This is a genomic window from Rhizobium esperanzae (assembly GCF_002204185.1).
Classification (GTDB): Bacteria; Pseudomonadota; Alphaproteobacteria; order Rhizobiales; family Rhizobiaceae; genus Rhizobium; species Rhizobium esperanzae.
Window position 1 is genome coordinate 257,255 of the sequence record NZ_MXPU01000006.1, and the last position, 23,016, is coordinate 280,270.

The following is a 23,016-nucleotide window of genomic DNA, read 5'->3' on the forward strand; positions in this document are numbered from 1 at the left end:
TTTTTCCTGACATAGCAGAGGCGGTGAGGTTTTGTCACAGCTATCGGGGCGGCTTCACGCAATCGTCAGAGCCTTGGCAAAGTCGAGCAAAACGGCCGGTTCAGGCTGTGCCCTCGCCTTCATGATTGACCGCCGTCCGCGTGCCGGAGGAGAACATGATCAGGGCGAAGGGCGGTTCGGTGCCGAGCGCGCGCCCGGTGACGGATATTGCGGGGAATGCGGATAGCATCGCCAGCTTCGAGCCGATAAAGGGCGCGAGGTCCGTGCGCGACGACATTATCGTGCTCTGCCATGGCGGGCCCGATCGCCATGCCTGCGGATGCGGCCTATGTGCCTGCCCGCTGCAAGGACAGCTTTTATAGCGCCAGTTCGATGGAACGTCTGCCGACCGAGGTCGCGATCCGGGCGCAGGTCGAGGACTTCGCGAAAATATAAGCACGCTCGGAACGGCCGCACGCCAGCTACCGGCGCCTCTGGTAGGGCACCGGCGAAGAGGGGGAACTATGGCATGACCATCGCGCCGGTATCGGAGGGTGTTTGGATCTCGTCCAACTGCCTGACGAGTGTGCGGCTGCCTTCCACGTCCGCTGCCAGCCTGGAGAAAAGATCAGCCATGCCCTGAAAAATAGTTGCCGCCGGATCGTCCTCTCCGAGGAAATCGGCGATCTCCCGCATTTCGGCAACCCATCGATAGGCCTTCGGATACATGTCGGGAATGGATTTCGACAGCTTCCTGTCGACATCGGGAAGGCTTTCGGCGAGTTCGGCCTTCAGGCTTTCGGCCGCGCCCGAGCGGGAAGCGGCAAGCAGCATCGCAGCGCCGAGACCGATAAAACCCTTGTTGATGCCGGCATAACACATCTTCAGCGCTGAAGCGGCGCCGAGCGATCCATCGAGCCTGCGGACCTGCAAGCCGCAATCTTCGAGCAGTCTGCTTCGCTCGGCCGCATCGCCACTGATATAGATGGTCGGCCCTGATTTGCCGGCAACCGGAGGTCCGCCGATGATGGCGCCGTCCAGCACCGTCATCCCGCTGCCGTCGAATCGGGCCGCAAGCGCCTGCATCGTCTTGGGTGCAATCGCATTGAGGTCGATGAAGGGTGGCGCCGGCGTCTTAGCCGATATGTCCGCAACCAGTTCGGCGACCTTCATTGCCTCAGCCGGCGGAACGATCGACAGGATCAGCTCGGCCTCGGTCAGCTCCTCGCGGCCAACCGGCACCATGCCGGCTGTCTTGGCTCGCACGATCGTCTGCTCGCTTCGGCCCTCGAGGCAAGTCAGCACCGTAGCGCCATGCTCGATCAACCGTTTGGCGACTGCGCTTCCCATTGCGCCCGCTCCGATAATAGCAAAGTTCGGCATCTGAAACCTCGATGTTGTGACGGCACCGCATGAGAGCTACCGCCGATGGGACGGTCGTCAACTGCGACAATGCGGCTGAATTCTCGTCTTGAGGCGGGCGATAGTTGCCATATGCCGGCGGCAGTCCGGCTTGACTTTAGTCAAAGCAGGCGCTGTCGATAGCGCTATGATCAGGGAAATGACTCGCATTCGAGGATATTGATTTCAATGTATCGCACGATCATCTGCTGCATCGGCATGGGCTCGAGACAGACCGCCAAGCGTCTGCTGCACCGGGCTGCGGCGCTGGTGGACGAAGGCGGAACGATCGTCGTCATGCACGTCCTCGAAAATATCCCGCGCCACCACCTGACCGAGATCCCCGAGGAATTCGAGACGGCTGCCATTATCGACGCCGAACGCAAACTTGCGTCGCTGTGCAAGGAGCTGGACATCCGGGCGATGATCGAGGTTCGCATCGGCGTTGCCGCCTCGCTGCTGGTGTCGACCGCCAGGGAGAGGTCGGCCGATCTCATCCTGCTGTCATCCCACGTGCCCGATATCACCGACTATGTCTTCTCCTCGATCGTCGAGAAGGTCGTGCGCCATGCAGAGTGCTCGGTTCTCATCGACCGGCGCCGCGACCATGCCGGTGAAGACTCTGCGGCTCAAACAGAAGACGTCGCTTCGCTCTGATCCTGCGAGCTCCGCTGATCATGCACGACTGGTTTCTTGAGGTTTGACCACCCCCTCCCCTGCGGCGGCCCGGCAACCTATATCAATCCCAACCCAACCAGCAGTATTCACTGCCCGACCGGAGATATGCATGAGCCAGGATCCCTATGAGCTTCTGGGCGTGAAGCGGGATGCGACGCAGAAGGATATTCAGAGCGCCTTCCGCAAGCTCGCCAAGAAACTTCACCCCGACCTCAACCCCGGCGACAAACACGCCGAGGAAAGGTTCAAGGAAATTTCGACAGCCTACGAGATTTTGAGCGATGAGGAAAAGCGCGGCCGCTTCGACCGCGGCGAGATCGATATGTCGGGCGCCGAGCGGGCCCAGCGCAACTATTATCGCGAATATGCCTCGGCAAGCGGTCCCAACGATCCCTATCACAACAGCGCCGGCTTCGCCGATTTCGGCGATGCCGATGACATCTTTGCGAGCTTCTTTTCACGCCGCACCGGCGGTGGCCGGTCGCGCAGCCAGGGTCAGGATCGGCGGTTCTCCATGGAGGTCGATTTCCTCGAGGCCGTCAACGGCGCCAAAACCGAGGTCAAGTTTCCCAATGGCCCCGCGCTCGAGGTGCAGATCCCGCCGGGAACCCGCGACGGCCAGACCTTGCGGCTGCGCGGCAAGGGTGAGCCGGGCATCGGGGGCGGGCCAGCGGGCGATGCGCTGATCGAAATCCGCGTGCGGCCGCATCGCTTCTTCACGCGTGACGGCGACGACATCCGCCTGGAGCTGCCGATTTCGCTCAGCGAAGCGGTGCTCGGCGGCAAGGTTCGCGCACCGACGCCGTCCGGACCTGTCAGTCTGACGCTGCCGCCGCATTCCAACACCGGCAAAGTGCTGCGTCTCAAAGGCAAGGGTGTTCCCAAACGCGGCGGCGGGCACGGTGACGTCTATGTCTCGCTGAAGATCGTATTGCCCGATCGCCCCGACAACCGGCTCACGTCTCTGGTGGAGGAATGGGCGGCCGCACATCCATACGATCCGAGGAAGAACATGGAGGCCTGATCATGGATGATCTCGAATTCCGTCTTTGCTTGAAAATCGATGTCGTCCAGCTCGATTTCTGGGTCGAACAGGGCTGGCTGATCCCGGAGACGTCGAGTGGGCAGCGACGGTTTCGCGACGCCGACGTCGCCCGCGCGAGGCTCATTCTGGACCTGATGGGTGATATGGGCGTCAACGAAGCCGGCGTCGATATTGTCATGGAACTGGTGGACGAGTTGCACGGTCTGCGCGGAACAATGGATAAGTTGATGACCGCCATCGGCAGGCAGGAGCGCGATGTTCGGCGCCGGCTGTTCGAGAGCCTGGAGGATCTCGATCGGTCTTAACACGACCGCGCGTCGCGCCTATGTCGTGAACCAATAGCGGACGATGTGGAAGAACAACGGTGCTGAGAATGTGATGGAATCCAGGCGGTCGAGCACGCCGCCATGGCCCTCGATCACATAGCCCCAGTCCTTGGCATTGAGATCGCGTTTGATCGCCGAGAGCACGAAGCCGCCGAAGAAGCCCGCGACAACGATGACCGTGCTCACGGCCGCCGCCTGCAGCGGCGAGAACGGCGTCAGACGATAGAGCAACGTTCCCAGAAGGATGGCAGAGGCGCCGCCGCCGATGAGGCCTTCGAGCGTTTTCGACGGGCTGATGTTCGGCGAGAAGCGATGTTTTCCCAGAAGCTTGCCCCAGACATACTGGAAGACATCGCTGAGCTGGACGACGATAACCAGATAGACGAGAAGAGGCGCCGAGGGTGTGCCGGTCTGCAGCATGAGGAGCGCGGGGGCATGGCTGATCGAATAGACCGTCAGCATCAAGCCCCATTGCACTCTTGCGGTGCGCGCCAGGAATTCGCTGACGTCCCCCGTCAGGGTCGCCACCGCCGGCAGGATCAGGAAGGCATAGACGGGGATGAAGATCGAAAAGAGGCCATACCACGCCGTTCCGAGCAACACGTAGTGAAGCGGCAGGACCACGAAGAAGGACAGGAAGAGCGCCTGGTGATCGCCGCGCCGTGAGGGTGTCAACGTCCAGAACTCGCGAAGCGCCATGAAGGATAGGAATGCGAACAGAATGACCGTCGCCGTATCGCCGAGCAGGATCGCGCCGCCGAAGACCCCGACCATGATCCACCAGGAGCGGATACGGGCATTGAGGTTGTGGACGGTGGCGACGGAGCCGGGCTCGGTTGCGCGCCGTTGAAGGATGAAGCCGATGGCCGACGCGACGGCGAGCAGGCCGAGGATCGCGGCCAGCACGATGGAGAAAAAGCTGGTCATGCGGCGGGGCCTCCGTCGGCGAGCTCGATGACCGCAGCGCGGGCGCGGACTAGGAACGCACCCTTTTCCTCGCCCGGTTCGACGCGCAGCGGCTTGCCGAACCGCGCCGTGCAGGTGATCGGGACGATCAGCATGCTTCCCTTCGGCAGGATGCGCTGAAGGTTGTCGAGATGAATCGGCACGAGGTCGACATCGGGAAAACGGCAAGCAAGGCGATAGATGCCGCTGCGGAACGGAGCGATCTCGTCACTGGAGCTTCTCGTTCCTTCCGGAAAGATCAGGACCGAACGCCCCTCCTCGAGCAGGCGCTCGACCGGCGCCAGCGGATTGCTGTCGGGCAGAGGCTTGCGGTCTATCAGGACAGCACGCAGGCCTTTTTCCGCGATGAAACGGAGAAAGGCGTTGGTTCCCCAATAATCGCGGGCCGCGACCGGATGGGTCAGCCGGCGCACCTGCCACGGCAGGGCGGCCATGACGGCGACGGTATCGACATGGCTGTTGTGATTGGCGAAATAAATGCGGCGGGTCGGATCGGGGGTGCAGCCCCGCCATTCGCTTCGGGCGCCGACCACAATACGGACGAACAGCACGAGAAGACGACGGATGAGCGCGATCATAGTCTCTCCAGTGAGCGGGCAAGTCTCGTCATACGTGTAATGCAGGTGACGAGGCTGCCGGCCGCGATGATGGCGGAGGCGATGAGCAGCGACCAACGGCTGGGCGATATCAGCATCTCCAAGCTCTGGGTGAGGAGGCCCGTCGTCAACACCGCCATGCGGCGTTGCTTGGCCATGATGCCGCTGAAATCCTGAGGCAGACCGACCGCTCCTCCGAAGACCCTGATATAGGCGGTGAGTGCGGCGAGCAACGCCGACAGCCAGCCGATGGAGGGAATGCCGCAGGCATAACCGGCGGCGACAAGCAGCAGGCTGTCGGCGACCCGGTCAGGGAATTCGTTGTAGATCGGCCCGCTCTTGGTTTTTTTGCCGCCTTCGATGGCGACCATCCCGTCCAGCAAGTTGCAAACGAGCCGCAGTTGCACCGAGATTGCCGCGCCGATCATGGCGATCGGATGTGTCGAGAACAGGATGAGTGCCGCACCGAGGCCGGCAAAGACGATCGAGAAAAGCGAAATGCTGTTCGGTGTCACGCCACTGCGCGCCAGCCATGCGCTCAAGCCAATCGCCCAGGACGACGACCGGCTCGCGATCGGTCGCCGCGTGGCGTCCTCTTCTTCACCCATCCTCATTTCCCCCGACCCCATATTCTAATGCATATCCTGCCAATGTCGTTGCGCCAAGCCCTCGTTCCTTCTGCCGGTCGCGGCGGCCATCAGCCTGATTTTTAAGCTGGTTCTCTGCTTGACACCTTTTTGGGCGCTACTATGATTTTTGAACCAGATGGTAAAAAGGGGAACAATCAATGACCAAGGACATGCTGATTTCACGCCGGGCAGTGATCGCGTCGGGCATTGCGCTTGGCGTCAGTGGCTTCGCGCCGCTCGCAAGGGCGGCTGCGCCCCTGAAAGTTGCCGGCATCCATGCCTCACCGGTTGAAAATGCCTGGAACTCCTGTCTGCACAAGGCCCTCCAGGACGCGGCCAAGGACGGCGTCATCGAATATGTCTTCTCCGAAGGCGTCTCCGGCACAGATTATCCCCGCGCCATGCGCGAATATGCCGAACAGGGCAACAAGCTGATTATCGGCGAGGCCTATGCAGTGGAGAAGGAGGCCCGGCAAGTCGCGGCCGATTACCCGGATACCGCTTTCGTATTGGGTTCGAGCGGCGAGCAGGCCGGCGACAATTTCGGTGTCTTCGGCACCTGGAACCACGACGGCGCCTATCTGGCCGGCATGCTTGCGGGCAAGATGACCAAGTCGAACGTCGTCGGTTCGGTCGGCGCCATCCCGATCCCCGAGGTCAACATGCTGATCAACGCCTTTGCCGCGGGCGTCAAGGCCGTCAACCCCGACGCCAAACACCTGGTCTCGTTCATCGGCACCTTCTTCGATCCGCCGAAGGCCCGCGAGGCCGGTCTTGCCCAAATCGACGCCGGCGCCGACATCCTGTTCGGCGAGCGCATCGGCACGGCCGATGCCGCCAAGGAACGCGGCATCAAGTCGATCGGCTCGCTGATCGATTACACGCCGCGTTATCCCGATACGGTGTTTGCCAATGCCATGTGGTATTTCCGCCCGATCCTCAATGCCGCGATTGCCGACGTCGCTGCCGGCAAACCGGTCGGTAGGAACTACACGTCCTACGGCCTGATGAAGGAAGGCGGCAGCGATATCGTCTTCGTCAAGGGTGTTGCGCCTGCCGAGGCGGAGGCGGCGATGGAAGCCAAGCGGGCGGAGATCAAGGCCGGCACCTTCGAGGTTCCGAAGATGATGGAAGAGCCGAAGTAGTTCGGCTGATGCTGGGCGACGCGACGGAATTGGCGGCAGCGATCAGGCATGGCAGCTTGAGCGCTGCAGAAGCGATGCAGATCTCCCTCGAGGCCGCCGCGCGGCATCAGCCGCTCGGCGCGATCGCCTATCTCGACGGCGCCTTGGGCCTCGCCGCGGCGCAGGCCTGCGACCGGGAGCGGCAGCGCGCGCCCGAGTATTTTTTGGCGCGGCCCTTTGCCGGCGTGCCGACCTTGGCGAAGGATCTTGGCGGTCCCTTCCGCGGACTGCCGGTAACGGCCGGTTCCCGTCTTTTCGAGAGAAGGGGCGGCGAAGCCGATTCCGATCTCGCTTCGCGGTTCCGCGATGCCGGCTTCTGTCTATTCGGCCTGACAACGAGCCCCGAATTCGGCCTTTCGCTTGCCAGCGAACCGGCGATCGGACCTGTCTGTCGCAACCCGCTCGATCCCACGCGCACCGCCGGCGGCTCGTCTGGCGGTGCGGCGGCAGCGGTTGCCGCCGGGATCATTGCGATTGCCCATGCCACCGACGCCGGCGGCTCGATCCGCGTGCCTGCCGCCTGCTGCGGCTTGGTCGGGATGAAGCCGACCCGCGGCGCCATCCCTGGTGGGCCATCTTTCGGCAATCATCTTGCCGGCATTGCCAGCGAACTTGCGGTCTGCCGCTCGGTGCGGGATACGGCGCTGATTTTCGACCGGCTGAGCGGCAATGCACGCGGTCCCGTCCCGGATCCCTCTCCCACCAATTTGAACACCGGCCGTCTGCGGATCGGCTTGTTGACCGATACCGGGCAGGCCTACCCCACTGAAGGCAATCGCCTAGCAGCTGTCGAGGAAGCGGCGCGTGTGCTCGAGAGGGACGGGCACGTCATCGTTCCGTTGGCCTGGGCGGACTTCGAATGGAGCGTCGCCGCCAGCGGCCGTGCCTTTGCCGATATCGTTTCCGTCAACCTCGCCGCGCTCATCGAGGCGGCAGCCGTCGAGGAAAGCAGGGCCGAGCCCCTGACGCGGGCTTTCGTGATGCGCGGACGAGCGCTTGCGGCGACCGAACTTTGGAAAACGCTGAACGATGCGGTCCTGGTGAGCCACGCCGTCTGGGCGCTGTTCGACAAGGTCGACTGCATCCTGATGCCGATGCTCGCCTCGGCGCCTCTTGCGATCGGCTCCTTTCCGTCCGATCATGCCGACACCGATTTGCATCTGGAGCGAATGACCGCGTTTGCGCCGCTTGCCTGCCTTGCCAATATTTCGGGTTTTCCTGCTTTGACGCTGCCTTTCGGAGAGGATGAGCACGCTATGCCGCTGCCGGTGCAGCTCATGATGCTGATGGGTGACGAGCCGCGGCTTCTGTCGCTGGCGGCGCGCCTGGAGGCCGAGGGGCGATGGCAGCAGCGTTTTCCGGTGGCGGGGTTGCCGTCATGACCGGGCCTGTTCTGGAAATTGTCGGCGTCAGCAAACGCTTCGGCGCCAATCTTGCCAATGACGATATTTCCATGACGCTCGCCAAAGGCGAGGTCGTCGCCCTGCTCGGCGAGAACGGCGCGGGCAAGACCACGCTGATGAGCATCCTTTTCGGCCACTACGTGCCGGATGCCGGCCGAATTCTGATCGAGGGCGCCGAGGTGCCGCAGGGCAAGCCGCGCGCGGCGATCCGCGCCGGCGTCGGCATGGTGCATCAGCATTTCTCGCTCGCGCCCAATCTGACCGTTCTCGAAAATGTCATGACCGGCACGGAAGGCCTTTGGTCCTGGCGATCGGCAACATCGGCGGCGCGGAAGAAACTCCTGGCGATTTCGGAGCGCTTCGGCCTGCAAGTTGATCCGGATGCCCGTCTTGGCGACCTTTCGGTCGGCGAGCAGCAACGGGTTGAAATCCTCAAGGCGCTCTACAATGATGCCCGCATCCTGATCCTCGACGAGCCGACGGCGGTGCTGACCAACATCGAAGCCGAGCGGCTGTTTGCGACCCTGAAGGAAATGACCCGCCAGGGCCTATCGCTGATCTTCATCTCGCATAAGCTCGACGAAGTGATGGCGGCGGCCGATCGCATCGTGGTGCTGCGCGCAGGCAAGATGGTCGCCGAGCGCCGGGCGTCGGAGACCAGCAAGGCGGAACTCGCCGAGCTGATGGTCGGACACCGCGTGATGCGGCCCGTGCGCGAACCGTCGGTGCCCGGCGCCGTTGCACTCGAGGCCTCAGGCGTGACCGTACGAACCGGCGGCATCGATCGTCTGAAATCGATCAGCTTCCGGCTGCATCAGGGTGAGATCCTCGGCATTATCGGCGTCTCAGGCAACGGCCAGGCGGCACTGGCGCATCTTCTTTCCGGCACGCTGGCGCGCAGCAGCGGCGACCTCAGCCTGTTCGGCGAAGTGGTCGGCAATCTTGGCGTCGCCGATGTCGTCGAAGCTGGTATCGGGCGCATTCCCGAGGACCGCAACCACGAGGGCGTGATCGGAGAAATGGCGATTTGGGAAAACGCCGCGCTGGAGCGTATCGCCTCGCCGGCCTTCTCGCGCCGCGGTCTCGTCAACCGCAAGGCCGGCATGGCTTTCGCCAGGGAGATCATCGACGGCTTCGACGTTCGCGGCGGCGGCCCGGCCATTCGCACCCGGCTGCTTTCCGGCGGCAACGTGCAGAAGCTTATTCTCGGGCGCAGTCTCTATCGGCGACCGCGCATCCTGATCGCGGCGCAGCCTGCGCGCGGCCTCGACGAAGGCGCCGTTGCCGCCGTGTATGCGCGTCTGCTCGAAGCCCGCCGGCAGGGGACCGCCGTGCTGCTGATCTCGGAGGATCTTGACGAGGTGATCGCGCTCGCAGATCGCATACAGGCGATCGTTGGCGGCCGTCTGTCGCCGCCCATCGACGCCGACGGCGCCGATGCCCGCAAGCTGGGGCTGATGATGGCCGGCGAATGGCAAGAGACCCGCGAGGCCGGTCATGCGATTTGAGCGCCGCGAGCACCGCCCGCTTTACCTGCTGATCGTGACGCCGGTCCTCGCCGTGATCGCGGCGCTTGCACTGGCGGGCATCTTAATCTCGATCGCCGGCGCACCTGTTCTCGATGCCTATTGGCGCATCCTGACCGGCGCCTTCGGCTCGCGGCTTTCGGCGACCGAAACGCTGACGCGGGCGACGCCGCTGATGCTGACCGGACTTGCCGCCGCCGTCGCTTTCCGGGCGCGGCTGTGGAATATCGGCGCCGAGGGCCAGTTCTATCTCGGCGCAATCGCCGTTGCGGCGGCAAGCGCGAAACTGCTGGGCAATCTTCCCGCACCCATTCTCATTCCGCTGCTGCTGCTGATCGGCGCCATCGCCGGCATGGTGCTGATCCTGGTTCCGCTGTGGCTCCGGCTGAGCTTTTCCGTCGATGAGGTCGTCACCAGCCTGCTCCTGAATTTCATCGCCGTGCTATTCGTCTCGATGCTCATAGACGGCGTTCTCAAGGATCCACTCGCCTTCGGCTGGCCGCAGTCGCAATCCGTCAGCGACCACGCCATGCTGCCGAAGCTGATCGCCCGCTCGCGCCTGCATATCGGTTTTGCGATCGCGATCGCCCTGGCGGTCCTCGTCCACTTCGTCCAGTCCCGCACCGTATTTGGCATGCAGTCACGCGCCGCCGGCCTTAACCCTGCCGGTGCGGTTTTTGCTGGTGTGCCGCTCGGAAGAACACTGGTGAAGGTTGCCTGTCTCTCCGGTGGGCTTGCAGGGCTTGCGGGAGCAATTGAAGTGATGGGCGTCAAGGGTTACGTGACGACCGACCTATCGCCCGGCTTCGGCTACGCCGGTATCGTCGTCGCCATGCTCGCCAACCTCAATCCGCTCGGCGTCGTTTTCGCCGCCATTTTCACGGCCACGATGTTCGTCGGCGCCGACGGCATGAGCCGGGGTCTCGGTATCCCGACCTATATTGCCGACGTCACCGTGGCGCTCTCGCTGCTGACGATGCTGATAGCATTGTTCTTCACCCAATACAGGATAAGACGATGACGCAGTTGTTCGATATCATCGCCTCCACCGGCCTTTGGGCGGCAATCCTGCGGATCGCCACACCGCTGATCTTCGGCACGCTCGGAGCCCTGCTCTCCGAACGGGCCGGCGTGCTCAATCTCGGCATCGAAGGCATCATGACCTTCGGCGCGATGATCGGTTGGCTGTCCGTCTATCATGGTGCCGATCTCTGGACAGGCCTGCTGATCGCGGCGGTCGCCGGCGGCATGTTCGGCCTGCTGCACGCGTCGCTGACGGTGACGCTCGGCCTGTCCCAGCACGTCTCCGGCCTCGGCGTCACGCTCTTTGCCTCCAGCTTCAGCTATTATGTCTTCCGGCTGATCGTGCCGCTTGCCAATACGCCGCCCACCATTGTGCCGTTCCAGCCGATCGCCATTCCCGGTCTCTCGACGCTGCCTTTCATCGGCCCGGCCTTCTTTACGCAGACGGTGCCGACCTATCTTGCGATCGTGATTGCTCTGCTGATGGCCTACATCATCTTCCGAACTCCTGTGGGGCTCGCGATCCGCATGACCGGTGAAAATCCGCATGCAGCCGAAGCCCAGGGAGTCAATCCGATGAAGGTGCGATACGGTGCAGTCATCATCGGCAGCGCGCTGATGGGAATGGGCGGCGCGTTCCTGACATTGTCGGCGTTCAACAGCTTCTTTCCGACCATGGTACAGGGGCGGGGCTGGATCTGCATTGCGCTTGTCGTGTTCGCCTCCTGGCGGCCGGGCCGCGCGCTGTTCGGCGCCCTGCTCTTCGCCTTCTTCGATGCCTTCCAGCTTCGGCTGCAAACGGCGTTAAGCGGACTTGTACCCTATCAGCTCTTCCTGATGACGCCCTATATCCTTTCCATTGCCGCTCTTGCCATCATGGCCCGCCGCGCCCGCGTCCCGCAGGCGTTGATGCAGCCCTATCGCCGCGGCGAGCGGTGAAGGCGCCCTTTCAAACGAGGTTCCGATGTTTGATCTGATCGTCAGAAACGCAAATCTCCCCGATGGCCGAAGCGGAATCGATATCGGTATCGAGGGCGGCAGGATCGTCGCCGTCGAGCGCAATCTGCAGGCGCAGGCGGCAGAGGAAATCGACGCAACGGGCAGGCTGGTGAGCCCGCCCTTCGTCGATCCGCATTTCCATATGGACGCCACTCTGTCGCTCGGGCTGCCGCGGATGAACGTCTCCGGCACATTGCTCGAGGGCATCGCGCTCTGGGGGGAGTTGCGCCCGATCGTGACGAAGGAGGAATTGGTCGACCGCGCGCTGCGCTATTGCGATCTGGCGGTTACGCAAGGCCTGCTTTTCATCCGCAGCCATGTCGATACGAGTGATCCCAGACTGGTGACCGTCGAGGCGATGATCGAAGCCCGCGAAAGGGTCGCGCCCTATATCGATCTGCAACTGGTTGCCTTCCCGCAGGACGGTTATTACCGTTCCCCGGGCGCGATCGATGCGCTCAACCGGGCTCTCGACATGGGAGTCGACATCGTCGGCGGCATTCCGCACTTCGAACGGACGATGGGCGACGGAACGGCTTCGGTCGAGGCGCTCTGCCGCATCGCCGCCGATCGAGGTCTGCCGGTCGACATGCACTGCGACGAGACAGACGATCCGCTGTCGCGCCATATCGAAACGCTGGCAGCCGAAACCATCCGCTTCGGCCTGCAGGGACGTGTCGCCGGCTCGCATCTGACCTCGATGCATTCTATGGACAATTATTATGTTTCCAAGCTCATCCCGCTGATGGCCGAGGCGGAGATCAATGTGATCCCTAATCCGCTGATCAACATCATGCTGCAGGGCCGGCACGATACCTATCCGAAACGCCGCGGCATGACCCGCGTGCGTGAGCTGATGGATGCCGGGCTCAACGTCTCCTTCGGGCACGATTGCGTCATGGACCCGTGGTATTCGATGGGATCCGGCGACATGCTGGAGGTTGGCCACATGGCGATCCATGTCGCGCAGATGGCCGGGATCGAGGACAAGAAAAAGATCTTTGATGCCCTGACCGTCAACTCGGCGAGGACGATGGGCCTTGAAGGCTACGGTCTCGAAAAAGGATGCAATGCCGATCTGGTCATCCTCCAGGCGCGCGACCCGCTGGAGGCGCTGCGGCTGAAGCCGAACCGGCTGGCGGTGATCCGCCGCGGCAAGGTCGTCGCCCGCTCGGCGCCGCGCATCGGCGAGCTTTTCCTGGACGGTCGCCCGGCCCGGATCGACGGTGGCTTGGATTACGCACCCTGCTATTGAGACGTATCGACGCCTTCTCGGCGAGCTGTGATGATCCAGGCGCGGGAGTCGAAGAACACCCCCTCCGGCGTCATATGCGCCCCCAGCAAATCGCGCAGTCGCTGCAGCGCTTTGCCGGGCGGTTCACCGGTATGCGCAAGCGCGTCCTTCACAAGATAAAGGCCGGCGAGCGCATCAGACGCCGCATTGACATCTGGTCCATAGAAGACCGGCTCTCGCACGTCGATAAAGTCAATCGAGGCAAAGCCTGCTGCGCGCATAAGGTTGGTCGCAACAGCGGGATCACTGAGCGAAAAGGGATCGGGAGTATCCGTAGAAACCGCAATCGGGGCCGCCAAGGCTCGGCGGATGGCGCCGGACCACTCGTTGCGCTCCGCGCTTTGCCACACCATCCACACAAGGCGCGCGCCCGGACGCATAGCCCGACCGATGTTGGCAAAGGCGGCTGCCGGATCGGCAAAAAACATCACGCCGAACCGGCTGATGCAGAGGTCGAAACTGGCAGCCGGAAAGGCGTGGAATTGTGCGTCTGCCTGCTCGAACACCACATTTCGCAAACCCTCCGCAGCGCTCCGTCGCCTTGCGATCTGGAGCATCTCTACGGAAATATCCACACCGACCGCTTCTCCTTGAGACGCGGCGCGGGCGGCTTCACGCGTCGTCTGCCCCGCACCGCAGCCGATATCGAGCACCCGGTCATCCGCGCCGACATCGGCAGCATCCCGAAGGTGCCGGTTATGGCGCGCCAATTCTGCATCGTAAAAATCGGCACGATCAAACGCCATGACACTGACTCTGCTTCGCGTGAGCTTCGATCATCGGTTTGATGAGAATGCCGGAGTTGCTCCCGGCATCCATGAGCGGTATTAGGCGATCTTCTGGCGGGTCGGCAGTTTCCAGCCGGGCCGGACGAAGTGGCAGGTATAGCCGTTTGGGATCCGCTCCAGATAATCCTGGTGCTCGGGCTCGGCCTCCCAGAAATCGCTCACCGGCACGACTTCGGTGACGACCTTGCCGGGCCACAGGCCGGATGCGTCGACATCGGCGATCGTATCCCTGGCGACGCGCTCCTGCTCCGGGCTGACGTAGAAGATCGCCGAGCGATAGCTCGTTCCGACGTCGTTGCCCTGGCGGTTGCGCGTGGTCGGATCGTGGATCTGGAAGAAGAATTCGAGGATTTCGCGGTAGCTGATCCGGGCGGGGTCGAAGATGATCTCGATCGCCTCGGCATGGGTCCCGTGGTTGCGGTAAGTGGCATTCGGCACATCGCCGCCGGTATAGCCGACGCGGGTCGAAATCACGCCCTTGTAGCGGCGGATGAGGTCCTGCATGCCCCAGAAGCAACCGCCGGCGAGCACTGCACGTTCTTCGGTCATTGGAGGGTCTCCTTGTTTGCCATGAGATAGTGTCTCACGTCGCCGATTTCCATAAGATGGAAATCCGCCGGCCGCGGCGGCTTATGTCCTACTCTGGAAACCCTCCCTGAGCCAGGGATGCAGCGCCCTGCTGGCGGCTAGGATGTCTCCAGCGCCGTCGACTGTCGCGCCGGAAAAACGCGTGACGATGCCGCCGGCCTCTTCGACCATCAGCGCCGAAGCGCCGAAATCATGGATCGACAGCCCGTCCTCGAAGAAGCCGTCCAGCCGGCCGCAGGCGACATAGGCGATCGACAGCGCCGCCGAGCCCAGGCGGCGCACGCCCGCCGTATTGGCCATCAGGCGTTTGATGGCATCGAAATAGGTCTCTTCCGCCACCGCCTTCACCTGGCCAGGAATGGGCAGCCCGGCACCGATCAGCACGTTTTCGATGTCGCCGACAGCGGCGCAGCGGATGCGCTCGCCATTGAGATAAGCGCCACCGCCGATCTCGGCGCTGAAGAGCTCGTCCTGCATGGCGTCGTAGACGACGCCGGAGACCAGCCTAGCGCCTTCTGCGATTGCGATCGTCATGCCGAAATGCGGGAGGCCCCAGGCGTAATTGGTGGTGCCGTCGATCGGGTCGATGTAGATGATTGGTGTCTCCGGCCCCGCCGTGCGGTTGCCGACCGCTTCCTCGCCTTGGATGGCATAACCAGGGAAGGCCTTGATCATTTCCTCGACGATGATCCGCTCGACGGCGACATCGATCTCGGTCTGGTAATCACGCGGCGCTTTGGCAAGCATTTCCCTCGATGTCCGTCGCCGCAGGGAAGCCCGTGCCGTCTCGCCCGCCTTCAGCACCGCTTCGGCAAGAATGACGAGGCGGGGCGACGCGTTCGGGGAAAGACGCGCTGATATCGGAGAGGATGCCATGAGGAAGTTCCCGAAGCTGCAGATATGAACGAAGAATCGTGCGGAGCCACTCCCTTCGCAGAGACCGATGATGATTTTATGAAGCTGCCCGCGCCTGACGCGGCTTATAACAGGCGCTCGGTCGATGCGTCAAAGAGATGGACCTGGGCCGGGTCGACCGAAAGTCCGATCATCTCTCCTGGTCTGACCTTGTCGCGCCGCGTTTCGACGATCGTCAGTTCCGGCTGCGTCGCCGCGACGATGAAGGTCGAGGAGCCCGTCGATTCGACGAAGGCGATCGGCACGTCGAAGCTGCCCTGCCCAGGCGCGACGACCTCGATATGCTCCGGCCGGATGCCGGCGACGATTTGGCGCCCCGGTTCGACGGCGCGTGCCAGCGCAAGCTTGTGCTTCACCGCGCCAAAATCCAGGATCAGGCTTTTTCCGTCCTCCGCGGCGATGGCGGGAATGAAGTTCATTGCCGGCGAGCCGATGAAGCCGGCGACAAACCGGTTCGCCGGCCGGTCGTAGAGATCAAGCGGCGCGCCCTGCTGTTCGATGATGCCGTCGCGCATGACAACCACATGGTCGGCCATGGTCATCGCTTCGACCTGGTCATGCGTGACATAGACGAAGGTGGCGTTCAGCCGGTCATGCAGGGCGCGGATTTCCTTGCGCATCGAGACACGCAACGCGGCGTCAAGGTTGGAAAGCGGCTCGTCGAACAGGAAGGCCTGGGGGTTGCGGATAATGGCGCGGCCCATGGCGACTCGCTGCCGTTGGCCCCCGGAAAGCTGGCGCGGATAGCGGTCGAGCAGGCGGGAAAGGCCGGTGATAACAGCGACTTCCTCGGCTTTCTTTTTTGCTTCGGCCTTGGGGACGCCGTGCATTTTCAGTGAATAGGTCAGGTTCTGTTCCACCGTCATATGTGGATAGAGGGCGTAACTCTGAAAAACCATGGCGATATCGCGTGCCCGCGGCGGCACGTCGTTCATCACCTCGCCGGCAATCTTCAGCGTGCCGCCGGTAATTTTTTCCAGCCCGGCAAGCGAACGGAGCAACGTGGACTTGCCGCATCCCGACGGACCGACCAGCGCCACGAACGTGCCCTTGGGAATTGAAAGGTTGACGTTCTTAAGCGCGTGAAAGGCGCCGTAGTGCTTCTCGACGCCCAAGAGCTCGATTTGGATGTCCTGGCTCATACTGAAAACCTTGCTGGTCCCCAACCGGGACCGATGGAATGGTCAAGGGTGAAAAACGTCGTCATTTGACTGCTCCAGCGGCAATGCCGCGCGTTAGCGTGCGCTGGAAGATCAAGAAGAAGATTACGGTCGGTATTATACCCAGGAAAGCCGCCGAGGCCTGCAGCACCGGGTCCGACATGTTCTGACCGCGGGTGAGGCCCATGGCGACCGAGACCGTCTGGTTGTTGTTGGACACCAGCATGACGAGCGGGATCAGGAATTCGTTCCAAGTCCAGATGAAAAAGAAGGTTCCCAGGACCATGAGCGTCGGCCTCAGCATCGGGACGACGACGAACCACAGCGTTTTCCAGTGGGTCGAGCCATCCATCTCCGCCGCTTCGAGGATTTCCTTGGGAAAGGTACTCAGCACGGTCGAGAGCAGGTAAGTCCCGAAAGCACTTTGCAGGACCGCGAAAATGATGATCACGGAAAGCTGCGTATCGTAGAGGCCGCTCGCTTTCGCCATGTAGTAAAGCGGGTAAATGATGGACTCCTGCGGAACCATAATGCCGAGAAGAAAGACCACCAAAATCACGCGCGAACCCGGCACCTTGCCGACCCCAATCGCATAGGCGTTGAACAGGCTTATCAGTACCCCCAGCACCGACACAGCGAGACTGATCACCACGCTGTTGAGCAGCTTGCGGCTGAAATCAGACACCGTCCAGAATTTCTCGATCGCCGTGAGATCGATCGACCGAGGAATCGAAAGCGGCCCGCCGACTGCATATTCGGCACTCGCCTTGACGGCGTTGAGCAGAGCAAGGAAAAGGGAAAGAGCGTAAGGGCGAGGAGTAGAATAAGGATGGCCAGCACCACCCACCGCATGGAATCGCGTCGCGCGCGATCGGTTGCCGCCGTCGTCTTTGCCTTGGTCGTGCCATCGCTGAGAACTGAGTAAGCCATGATCTACTCCTTCGACTCCTGCTGGCTCTGGAAGCGTAGGAAAATCACAGCCAAAGCGATCGTCAGAGTCGTTTGAACGACCGCGATGGCTGCGGCATAGCCGACGCGTTGCGTTGTGAAGAAGTGGTAGTAAGTCAGATAGGATGGCACCAGAGTGGAGTTGTCGGGGCCGCCGGCGGTGATGACAAAAATTGGCGCAAAGACTTTAAGCGCTGCGATCAGCGTGGTCAGCACGACGACGAAAATCTCCGGCGCCAGAAGCGGAATGGTGATCGTCACCAGCCGGCTCCACCAGTTTGCCCCATCGAGCTCCGCAGCCTCGTAGAGAGAAGGGTCGATGCGTGAAAGACCGGCCATGAAAACCACCAGACAATAGCCGACCTGTATCCAGACAATGACGAGCGAGACGGCAGCAAGCGCGTATGTCGCATCGCCGATCCAGTTCTGGGCGAGATTATCCAGGCCGATGGACTTTAGCGTGATGTTGATGACGCCGACGGGATTGAGAATCCAACCCCAGAGCACGCCCGCGACCGTTACGGGCAGAATCTGCGGTAAGTAAAAACCGGCCCTGAAGAAGCTCGAGACCCATTCCCCGAATTGATCCCTGACGTAGTCGAACAGCAGAGCGGCCAGCACCAGGCCGATGCACACCGGTATCACGGTCATCGAGACGATGAACAGCAGCGTGTGATACATCGATCCCCAGAATTGATCGTCTGTAAGCAGGCGATGATAGTTCTGCAGGCCCACCGGTCGCGGCGTGCCAACGCCTTTCCATGCCGTGAAGCTCAGCCCGAGATTAGCAAGCTGCGGTATGAGCACGATGAGAATGAAGCCGATCGTTCCCGGGATGAGGTAGAGGCTATAGCTTCGTGAACCGTCGCTCGATCGCTGGCTGGATATGGCCATATCATTCTTCCTTCCGGCTCCCAAAATGGGCTGCGCCAGAGGCGCAACCCAACGTCCAAGGTCGCGCTACTGATTTTCCTGCGCGTCGTCGTAAACCTGCTTGATCTCTTCGACGAACTGTTCAGCAGTCAGACTGCCCTGGAAGAGACCGGTGTCTTTCTGATTGAGCACGTCGTAGTAGCCGGGGACCGGCCAGTCAGGGTAGAAACCGAGACCGCTTTTGTCAGAGATCTGCTGGAAAACTGCTGCGGCGTTCTTGCCGATGGGGTTGGTGATGGCGGAAAGGTCAGCGGCGATCGGAACGCCGCCGGCATTGCCGAGTTCGGCCTGGTATTTCGGCGACAAAGTTAGGCTGATCCACTCGGCGGCGAGATCGGGATTCTTGCTGCCCTTGGGAACGACCCAGAGATTGCCTGTCGAGCCGACCGAATATTTAGGCGTCGGAATTACGAACTGACCCCACTTGAAGTCCTTGATGGTCGAGGCGAAGGTGCCGAGATTCCACGTGCCCGAGACGTACATCGGTGCCTTGCCGGAGGTAAAGAGCAGAGCTGCATCCGGGTCCTTCATGCCGGTGGAGTTCTTGCTGATGTAGCCCTTGCTGACCCAGTCGACCAAAGTCTGCGCCGCATAAAGGTAGGGCGCTCCGTCGAGAGGCGCCTTCAAACCTTGATAATTCTGGATCCAGGCGTCATCGGCCTTGGTGTAGGCGAGAGAGGCAAGCAAGTGCTGGCCACTGGTGTCGATGGCGCCGAGCGCAAGAGGTGTGAGACCCTTCTGCTTGAAAGCTTCCATGTCAGACACCCACTCTTCGAGCGTCGTCGGCGGCTTGAGGCCTGCCTTTTCGAACATGTCGATATTGTAGAAGCACGAAACATATTCGCCGAAGACCGAGACGCCCCAAACAGGGCCGGAGCCATAGATGCCCTTTTCGTCATAACGGCTTAGGACAAAATCGCCTTCGTTAAGGATCTTGTCCCAGCCTTCCTTCTTCACATAGGCATCCAGATTGGTCAGCAATCCCTGGCTTGCAACCAAGCCAGCGGTCGCATTGCCCTTATTGTACTCGAGCACGTCGGGGGCCTGATCGGAATTGAGGATCATGCCGCCTGAGGCCTGCAACTGCTGAAAGGTCTTCTGCTCAAAGCTGACGTCGATGTCCGGATGTTTCGCCTTGAACTCCTCGAGCGCCTTCTTCCAGACAATGCCCTGAGCCGTGGTCGGCTCCTCGAACCACCATATCTTGAAGGTCTTCTGCTCGGCATGGCCGATCGATGTCATCAGCATCGCCGTGCCGAGTGCTAGCGCAAGTGTTGCAATCCTTTTCATGCTTTCCTCCCAAAAAAGCGGCTGCGCCGCGAAAAGACCAGTTAGTCAGTCATGGCGCCCCGCCCCGGCCTCCCAGCCCAACGGCGCGCCACTTAGGCGGTTGATCAGGGATCAACAATGAAATCTCCGCCCCGGCATTTCTTTAGATAGTTGAGCCCGTGAACCTGGCCAGTCATCTCAAGTTCGTCGCGATAGACCGGGTCGTGCCAGCCTTCGATGTCGATCGAGCCCGACCAGCCGGCAAGGCGCAGCTCGGAAATGATGTCGGTCCAGTTGCTGTCGCCGAAACCCGGCGTGCGCATGAAGACGAACTTCTCCTTGCCGAAGATGCCGTGCTCCTTGATGACCTCCCAGCGGATGGTCGCGTCCTTGCCGTGGACGTGGAAGAACTTATGTGCCCATTTGCGGATCTGCGGCATGGGATCGATCAGATAGACCATCTGATGGCAGGGTTCCCATTCGAGCCCGATATGATCGTCCGGCGTCTCGTTGAAGATCAGTTCCCACGCGTCGGGATTGTGAGCGATGTTCCAGTCGCCGCTCGCCCAGTTGCCATCCATGGCGCAATTCTCGAAGGCAATCTTGATGCCCTTGTCGGCAGCGCGCCTGGCCAGCTCGCTCCAGATCTGCTTATAGCGCGGCAGGCTGTCGGTCAGCGGCTTGCCGCGGACGCGGCCGGTGAAGCCGGCAACGCAGGTGGCGCCGAAATGATGCGCATTGTCGATGCAATCCTTCCAGCCCTGCAGCGTTTCGAGATCGATGTCAGTCTCTTCGAGCGGGTTGCCGAACATGCCGAGCGTCGAAATGGTGATATCGCGGTCGCCGATCGCGTCGAGGCAGCGCTTGCCGAGCTCGGCGAGGTTCTGCCCCTTGGTCGTTTGCCAGAAGAAAGGTTCGAAGCTTTCGAAGCCGAGGTCGGCGATCTGACCGATACGCGCGGCGGCATCGCCCTTGTTGCCGCTGACCATGGTGCCGATGCGAATGGATTTTGCAGGGTTGCTCACGTCACTTCATCCTATGCTGAAATTTCGATGCGACGGCCGGTCTTGGCGCTTTCGATCGCGCCGAAGACCATGGCGAGGCTTCTGATATTGTCCGAATTGACAGTTTCGGGCTGTTTGCCGGTGCGGATCGCCGCGATGAAATCGGCGATGACGCTGGCATGGCCGTGAGTCTCCTCGTCATGCCCCGGACCGGGAACGTTTACGGAAGCAAAGCCGCGCAGAAGGCCTTGCTCTTGTCCGGCGACGGCGGCCTTGAAGCTCTCCTCACCATCCCAGGTCAGCATTCCCTTCGAGCCGACGAGACGCCACTGGCTTTCCCAGCTGGTGCGCTCGCCTTCGGCGCACCAGGAGCCGCGATAGGTGAAGACGATATCGTCGGAAAATTCGAAAATGGCATTGGCCGAGGCGCCGTGCCGGTACCAGGAACCCTTCGGGTTGCGCTCGACGCAATAGACGGCGACCGGCTTTTTATCCGCAACGTAGCGGGCGGCATCGAAGGTGTGGATCGCCATGTCGAGAAGCAGGACATTGTCCATCTCTTCGCGGAAGCCGCCGAAATGCGGGGCGAGGAAGAAGTCGCAGTGAATGCCGGTGAGCTCGCCGATCGCACCGCTGTCGACGAAACGGCGCAGGCGCCTGACCCCCGATATGAAGCGACGGTTCTGGATGACGGCATGGATGCGGCCGGTCTCTGCGGCAAGGTCGATCAGCGCAGCGCCTTCGGCCAGCGAGGCCGCCATCGGCTTTTCGCTGAGCACGTGGCATCCGGCCTTGAGCGCGGTCGAAACGACATCGTATCGGGCAGCTGGAATGACGATGTCGAAAACGAGATCGGCCTTCGTGGTTTCGATGACTTCGGACAGGGCAGAGCCGATGACGGCGCCTTCCAGACCGAACTCGGCGGCGAGCTTTTCCGCCGTCTCCCGATTCAGATCGACGAGGCCGACGATGGCGATAGACTCGGCGAGATCGGGGTTGGACGCGATGGCGCGCAACCAACCTTTGGACATAGCTCCGCACCCGCACAGAATGGCACTGAATTTCACGATTTCCTCCGGGGGATGGCGCCAACTCTCCTCGTGACACGCATCCCGTAAACGTTTACGAATGTAGGCGGAAACGTTTTGGGATGTCAATAGAGGCGAAATACGAAAGTGCGAACCGAAGGAAAATCGCCAGCCATGAAAGGGATTCGCCAGCTTGCCGAGCATCTGGATATCTCGATCGGCACGGTCTCCCGTGCGCTGAACGGCAAGCCCGATGTGAACGAGGAAACCCGCCGACGCGTGCTGGCGGCGGCCGAGGAGTTCGGCTATGTCGCCAATCAATCGGGTCGAAGTCTTCGGCAAGGTGAGACGAAGGTCATCGGCCTGATGATCGAATCGAGCCAGGAAGCGGTCGAAAATGCCGACAACTTTTTCCTCGGCGTCACCAGCGGCCTGCAGCATGTCTTTGCGCGCCACAAGCTCGACCTCTTGATGCTTCCCTGCCCGGCCGACGAAGACCCGTGCGAATATCTGAAGCGCATGGTGGCGCGGCGTGTCGTCGATGCGATGATCATCTCCAATACGCAGCGCGTGGACCGGCGCGTCGATCTTCTCTCGCGCGCAAAGATCCCCTTCGCCGCCGTCGGCCGCAGCCTTTCGGCAGGCAATTTCCCCTGGGTCGATCTCGATTTCGAAGGCGTCGCCGAACGCGCTGTCGAACGGCTGGTCGCGCGCGGCCATCGCCGGATCGCGATCACCGCGCCTTCGAGCGAAGTCAACCTCGGCTACGTCTTTGTCGAGAGCTATCGCCGCACGATCGAACGGCACGGCATTCCCTTCGACCCGTCGCTCGTCATCCGTGTCAAGTCGAGCGAACAGGGCGGCTATCAGGCAGCACATGAATTGCTGCAGCTTGGACATCGGCCGACCGCGGTCATCCTGATCTACGAGCTGATGGCGATCGGCCTTTACCGCCGGCTGATGGAAGCGGGCATCCGGATTGGCCGCGACCTTGCAGTCATCGGCTTCCGCGATGCCCCGCGCGCACGCTTCCTGCAGCCCTCGCTCAGCTGCTTCCGCATGTCGCTCTACGATCTCGGCATTGCCCTCGGTCAGACGCTTCTCGCCAACATGCCGGCCTATCGCGCGTTCTATCCGGACGGCGGCCGCAACATCGTCTGGCCGCTGGAACTGGCACCGGGGCAAAGCGATGCCTTTGAGGTCGAGGCCCAGGCCTGAGCGCTGCGGCGGCGACGGTCGCCGTGCGCCACGATCGGCCGCCGCCGCGCTCGCGGCAGCCGTTCCCCTCTCGTGATCGAACGGTAGTGAAGGGGGAGGCCGGCATCTCGTCGTAA

General features: G+C 61.9%; 23 protein-coding genes and 2 pseudogenes. 11 read left to right on the forward strand and 14 right to left on the reverse strand.

Going from position 1 to position 23,016, the window contains the following annotated elements:
* Window positions 1-100: 100 nt before the first annotated feature.
* Window positions 101-277: a hypothetical protein gene (locus tag B5E41_RS11425; protein WP_245303082.1), complete on the reverse strand. Its 177-nt coding sequence runs from the start codon at window positions 275-277 to the stop codon at window positions 101-103.
* On the opposite strand from B5E41_RS11425, the pseudogene B5E41_RS11430 reads away from it, so the two are divergent.
* A pseudogene (locus tag B5E41_RS11430) lies at window positions 249-435 on the forward strand (phosphoenolpyruvate hydrolase family protein); the annotation flags it as partial. The gene B5E41_RS11425 and the pseudogene B5E41_RS11430 overlap by 29 nt on opposite strands.
* A gap of 66 nt (window positions 436-501) precedes the next feature.
* Here the strand turns inward: B5E41_RS11430 and B5E41_RS11435 are convergent.
* Window positions 502-1,362 (reverse strand): NAD(P)-dependent oxidoreductase, encoded by an 861-nt coding sequence (locus B5E41_RS11435; RefSeq protein ID WP_088393622.1) that lies wholly within the window; start codon window positions 1,360-1,362, stop codon window positions 502-504.
* A gap of 207 nt (window positions 1,363-1,569) precedes the next feature.
* On the opposite strand from B5E41_RS11435, the gene B5E41_RS11440 reads away from it, so the two are divergent.
* The 3 genes from B5E41_RS11440 (at window position 1,570) to B5E41_RS11450 (ending at window position 3,408) form a co-directional block, all read left to right on the forward strand.
* Window positions 1,570-2,037, forward strand: coding sequence for a universal stress protein (locus B5E41_RS11440; protein WP_088393624.1), 468 nt, complete (start codon window positions 1,570-1,572; stop codon window positions 2,035-2,037).
* Window positions 2,038-2,167: 130 nt separating this feature from the next.
* Window positions 2,168-3,082 (forward strand): DnaJ C-terminal domain-containing protein, encoded by a 915-nt coding sequence (locus B5E41_RS11445; RefSeq protein ID WP_088393626.1) that lies wholly within the window; start codon window positions 2,168-2,170, stop codon window positions 3,080-3,082.
* A 2-nt stretch (window positions 3,083-3,084) separates the two neighbouring features.
* Window positions 3,085-3,408: a chaperone modulator CbpM gene (locus B5E41_RS11450; RefSeq protein WP_088393628.1), complete on the forward strand. Its 324-nt coding sequence runs from the start codon at window positions 3,085-3,087 to the stop codon at window positions 3,406-3,408.
* A gap of 18 nt (window positions 3,409-3,426) precedes the next feature.
* On the opposite strand, the gene B5E41_RS11455 is transcribed toward B5E41_RS11450, so the two are convergent.
* Genes B5E41_RS11455 through B5E41_RS11465 form a run of 3 tightly spaced genes read right to left on the reverse strand, consistent with a single transcriptional unit; the run spans window position 3,427 to window position 5,599 of the window.
* Complete coding sequence (locus tag B5E41_RS11455) at window positions 3,427-4,356, reverse strand: phosphatidate cytidylyltransferase (RefSeq protein ID WP_088393630.1); 930 nt, start codon at window positions 4,354-4,356, stop codon at window positions 3,427-3,429.
* A complete protein-coding gene (locus B5E41_RS11460; RefSeq protein WP_088393632.1) occupies window positions 4,353-4,973 on the reverse strand; it encodes a lysophospholipid acyltransferase family protein in 621 nt (206 codons plus the stop codon). Before B5E41_RS11460 ends, B5E41_RS11455 begins: the two co-directional genes overlap by 4 nt.
* Window positions 4,970-5,599, reverse strand: coding sequence for a CDP-alcohol phosphatidyltransferase family protein (locus tag B5E41_RS11465; RefSeq protein ID WP_088393634.1), 630 nt, complete (start codon window positions 5,597-5,599; stop codon window positions 4,970-4,972). The genes B5E41_RS11460 and B5E41_RS11465 overlap by 4 nt, the downstream gene beginning before the upstream one ends.
* A gap of 179 nt (window positions 5,600-5,778) precedes the next feature.
* On the opposite strand from B5E41_RS11465, the gene B5E41_RS11470 reads away from it, so the two are divergent.
* Genes B5E41_RS11470 through B5E41_RS11495 form a run of 6 tightly spaced genes read left to right on the forward strand, consistent with a single transcriptional unit; the run spans window position 5,779 to window position 13,010 of the window.
* On the forward strand, window positions 5,779-6,765 hold the full coding sequence (locus B5E41_RS11470; protein WP_088393636.1) for a BMP family protein: 987 nt from the start codon (window positions 5,779-5,781) through the stop codon (window positions 6,763-6,765).
* Window positions 6,766-6,773: 8 nt separating this feature from the next.
* Window positions 6,774-8,186, forward strand: a complete 1,413-nt coding sequence (locus B5E41_RS11475) for an amidase (protein WP_088393639.1) — start codon at window positions 6,774-6,776, stop codon at window positions 8,184-8,186.
* The gene (locus B5E41_RS11480) at window positions 8,183-9,715 is read left to right on the forward strand and encodes an ABC transporter ATP-binding protein (protein WP_088393800.1); all 1,533 of its coding nucleotides are present in this window, start codon (window positions 8,183-8,185) and stop codon (window positions 9,713-9,715) included. Before B5E41_RS11475 ends, B5E41_RS11480 begins: the two co-directional genes overlap by 4 nt.
* Complete coding sequence (locus B5E41_RS11485; protein ID WP_088393641.1) at window positions 9,705-10,754, forward strand: ABC transporter permease; 1,050 nt, start codon at window positions 9,705-9,707, stop codon at window positions 10,752-10,754. The genes B5E41_RS11480 and B5E41_RS11485 overlap by 11 nt, the downstream gene beginning before the upstream one ends.
* Entirely contained in the window at window positions 10,751-11,695 is a 945-nt protein-coding gene (locus tag B5E41_RS11490; RefSeq protein ID WP_088393643.1) for an ABC transporter permease, read from the forward strand. The genes B5E41_RS11485 and B5E41_RS11490 overlap by 4 nt, the downstream gene beginning before the upstream one ends.
* Window positions 11,696-11,720: 25 nt before the next feature.
* Complete coding sequence (locus B5E41_RS11495) at window positions 11,721-13,010, forward strand: amidohydrolase family protein (RefSeq protein ID WP_088393645.1); 1,290 nt, start codon at window positions 11,721-11,723, stop codon at window positions 13,008-13,010.
* Here the strand turns inward: B5E41_RS11495 and B5E41_RS11500 are convergent.
* From B5E41_RS11500 to B5E41_RS11540, 9 genes and pseudogenes are all read right to left on the reverse strand, one after another.
* Complete coding sequence (locus tag B5E41_RS11500) at window positions 13,004-13,795, reverse strand: class I SAM-dependent methyltransferase (RefSeq protein WP_088393647.1); 792 nt, start codon at window positions 13,793-13,795, stop codon at window positions 13,004-13,006. The two genes, B5E41_RS11495 and B5E41_RS11500, sit on opposite strands and share 7 nt — an antisense overlap.
* 81 nt (window positions 13,796-13,876) lie before the next feature.
* Window positions 13,877-14,386, reverse strand: a complete 510-nt coding sequence (gene msrA, locus B5E41_RS11505) for a peptide-methionine (S)-S-oxide reductase MsrA (protein WP_088393649.1) — start codon at window positions 14,384-14,386, stop codon at window positions 13,877-13,879.
* Window positions 14,387-14,467: 81 nt separating this feature from the next.
* A complete protein-coding gene (locus B5E41_RS11510) occupies window positions 14,468-15,301 on the reverse strand; it encodes an inositol monophosphatase family protein (RefSeq protein ID WP_088393651.1) in 834 nt (277 codons plus the stop codon).
* 104 nt (window positions 15,302-15,405) lie between these two features.
* On the reverse strand, window positions 15,406-16,482 hold the full coding sequence (locus B5E41_RS11515) for an ABC transporter ATP-binding protein (protein ID WP_088393653.1): 1,077 nt from the start codon (window positions 16,480-16,482) through the stop codon (window positions 15,406-15,408).
* A 61-nt stretch (window positions 16,483-16,543) separates the two neighbouring features.
* Window positions 16,544-17,430 (reverse strand): annotated as a pseudogene (locus B5E41_RS11520) (carbohydrate ABC transporter permease).
* A 3-nt stretch (window positions 17,431-17,433) separates the two neighbouring features.
* Window positions 17,434-18,342, reverse strand: coding sequence for a carbohydrate ABC transporter permease (locus tag B5E41_RS11525; protein ID WP_064806570.1), 909 nt, complete (start codon window positions 18,340-18,342; stop codon window positions 17,434-17,436).
* A gap of 66 nt (window positions 18,343-18,408) precedes the next feature.
* Window positions 18,409-19,671, reverse strand: a complete 1,263-nt coding sequence (locus B5E41_RS11530; RefSeq protein ID WP_088393655.1) for an ABC transporter substrate-binding protein — start codon at window positions 19,669-19,671, stop codon at window positions 18,409-18,411.
* Between the two features lie 104 nt (window positions 19,672-19,775).
* A complete protein-coding gene (locus B5E41_RS11535) occupies window positions 19,776-20,675 on the reverse strand; it encodes a sugar phosphate isomerase/epimerase family protein (protein WP_064806574.1) in 900 nt (299 codons plus the stop codon).
* A gap of 11 nt (window positions 20,676-20,686) precedes the next feature.
* Window positions 20,687-21,721 (reverse strand): Gfo/Idh/MocA family protein, encoded by a 1,035-nt coding sequence (locus B5E41_RS11540; protein ID WP_088393657.1) that lies wholly within the window; start codon window positions 21,719-21,721, stop codon window positions 20,687-20,689.
* Between the two features lie 135 nt (window positions 21,722-21,856).
* Between B5E41_RS11540 and B5E41_RS11545 the strand changes: the two genes are divergently transcribed.
* Window positions 21,857-22,900, forward strand: a complete 1,044-nt coding sequence (locus B5E41_RS11545; protein ID WP_088393659.1) for a substrate-binding domain-containing protein — start codon at window positions 21,857-21,859, stop codon at window positions 22,898-22,900.
* Window positions 22,901-23,016 lie beyond the last annotated feature (116 nt).